Source organism: Mycobacterium sp., assembly GCF_049281135.1.
Lineage (GTDB): Bacteria > Actinomycetota > Actinomycetes > Mycobacteriales > Mycobacteriaceae > Mycobacterium.
Genome location: NZ_JBAPRN010000854.1, coordinates 1 through 2,200 on the forward strand (window position 1 = coordinate 1; position 2,200 = coordinate 2,200).

Genomic DNA, 2,200 nt, shown 5'->3' on the forward strand with positions numbered 1-2,200 from the left:
TCAACAACGTCATCACCAGCGACATCCAGGTACCGATGGAAGGTTGGAACGAATCAGGGCTGGGTTCCCGCAACGGCGGGGCCGACGGGATCCGCAAATTCTGTCGAACCAAGAGCATTGTGTCCGACCGGGTTGCGATGAAGAAAGAGCCGATCTGGTATCCCTACAGCCGCAAGAAGGGCAGAACCATCGCCGCCCTGCTCCGGATGACGTCGGCCAGGGACTGGCGGCGACGGCTCGGACGGTAACGCCGGGCTACAACCACCAGGAGGCGGCGGCGTCCAGGTGACGCCGGATGCGGTGACGGGCCAGGCTGTCGTCGCCTTGCGCGATCGCCGCGATGATTCGCAGGTGAGCGTGTCGTACATCGACGAGATCGCCGTGGCTCGGGATCGGCTGGTCAGTGCTTGCCCAGTGCCGACGGAAGAGCTCGACGAGGATCCGCAGAAACAACTCGAGCACGGCATTACCGGCCAGCGCCGCCAGCCCGGTGTGGAATAGGAACTCCTCGACGCCTGCCTTGCGGGGGTCGTCACCGGCTTCTTCGATCAGCAACCGGTGCCTGTCGAGGAAGTCACGCACCTCGGGTGAATCGCGCCGTCGGACGACTTTGGCGACGTTGTCGATCTCGATGGCGTCGCGAATCAGCGTCAGGTCTTCGCGACGAGGCTGGCGGTACTGGAGGTACAGCGCGATGGTGTCAATGCTGGCCTGCGCCTGGGGTTCTGCCACCACCAGGCCGCCGCCGGGCCCGCGCCGCGTGGTCGCGACGGCGTGATATTCCAACAGCCGCACGGCTTCTCGCAGCACGGACCGGCTCACCCGATAGCGTTCCAGCAGCGCGACCTCGCTTCCGAAGACCTCCCCCACCCGCCAGCCGCTGCTGGCGATGTCGTCGCGGATCGCGGCGGCCAACACTTCGGCGAGCTTGCCCTGTGGCGCTTCGCGGCTGGATCCGCGCCGCGTGCGCGCACGACTACCGGGGTAGTGATGGTCCCGCAGCCAGGTGGTCACCGACTCCGCATGGCGTTCGCTCAGTGTCATGGCACGCGCGGTGTCCCCGGCGGTGACCGCGGCGACGATGGCCGAGTGTTCGCGGTGCCGGTGGTCGATCGCCTCGAGTGCGTCGCTGGCGGAGTTCAGTCGCGAATCTTCGGCATACCGAACGGTCAACCGCATCAGAATATCGATAAACAATTGCAGGACAGGGTTTTTGGACTGCTCGGCCAGCACGGCGTGGAACTCGTCGCTCGGCGCCGCCGGGTCGGGGTTGCGGTCTTGCTCAGCGCGCAGTACGCCGCGGAGCCGGTCGATGCCCGCTTCGTCGATCTGCTCCGCCGCACGCGCTGCCGCTAACGGCTCCAACAGCAGCCGCGCGTCCAGCAGGTCGCCGATCGTGGTGCCCAGGTATTCCAGGTAGATGATGATGGCGTGGGTGGCCGGGGCAGCGTCGGGCTCGCACACCAGCAGCCCGCCGTTAGGTCCGCGACGCATCCGCGCGACCTGGTGATGCTCGACGAGCCTGACGGCTTCCCGCAGCACCGAGCGGCTCACCCGGTAACGCTGTTGCAGCGCCTGCTCAGACCCCAGCGACTGCCCGACCGGCCAGCCACGCCGGATGACGTCGGCCTCGATACGACGCGCGATCTGCGAAGCTCGCTTATCGGGCCGGCGACCGGGAGCGGTACCGGCTCCGACATGCAGAAGAGCCTCAGGACTCAATTGCACGCTCGCACAACATAACTCAGCATGTCAGTAACATGCATCCGGCGATCGGGCCGCCGCCTACCGCGGCCACCGCGACCTCGGGCCGGCTGGACACCTGACGCTCTCCGGCCTCACCCCGTAACTGCAGGCAGGCCTCGTGCAGCAGCCAATAGCCATGCATGCGGCCGGCCGAGAGCTGGCCGCCGTAGGTGTTCAACGGCAGCGCGCCGTTCAGGGCGATCCGCTCGGCCCCCTCGACGAACGGGCCGGCCTCGCCGTCACCGCAGATGCCCAGTGCTTCCAGCCAAGCGAAGGTGAGGAAGGTGAACCCGTCGTACAGCTCGGCAAGGTTCAGGTCGGCGGGCCTCAGATCGGTGCGCGACCACATCTGAGTCGCCGCGTCTGCCGAGGCCATCTTCGGATAGTCGGCGCGGTGAAACCAGCCGCCGGCGCCATTGCTGCCCCCGACCGCCTCCACCTTCACCGCTCGATG

At 67.1% G+C, this 2,200-nt stretch carries 2 protein-coding genes and 1 pseudogene; 1 reads left to right on the top strand and 2 read right to left on the bottom strand.

The annotated features are described in order from the left end of the window. Positions 1–248, top strand: a pseudogene (locus tag WAN02_RS33985) (aldehyde dehydrogenase); the annotation flags it as partial. Positions 249–255: 7 nt separating this feature from the next. Here WAN02_RS33985 and WAN02_RS33990 read toward each other — a convergent pair. Together WAN02_RS33990 and WAN02_RS33995 are read right to left on the bottom strand one after the other, a co-directional pair. After that, positions 256–1,704 (bottom strand): FadR/GntR family transcriptional regulator, encoded by a 1,449-nt coding sequence (locus tag WAN02_RS33990; protein WP_422269742.1) that lies wholly within the window; start codon positions 1,702–1,704, stop codon positions 256–258. 40 nt (positions 1,705–1,744) lie between these two features. Then, positions 1,745–2,200, bottom strand: a 456-nt coding sequence (locus tag WAN02_RS33995; protein ID WP_422269741.1) for a thiolase C-terminal domain-containing protein, incomplete at its 5' end; no start/stop codon positions are given.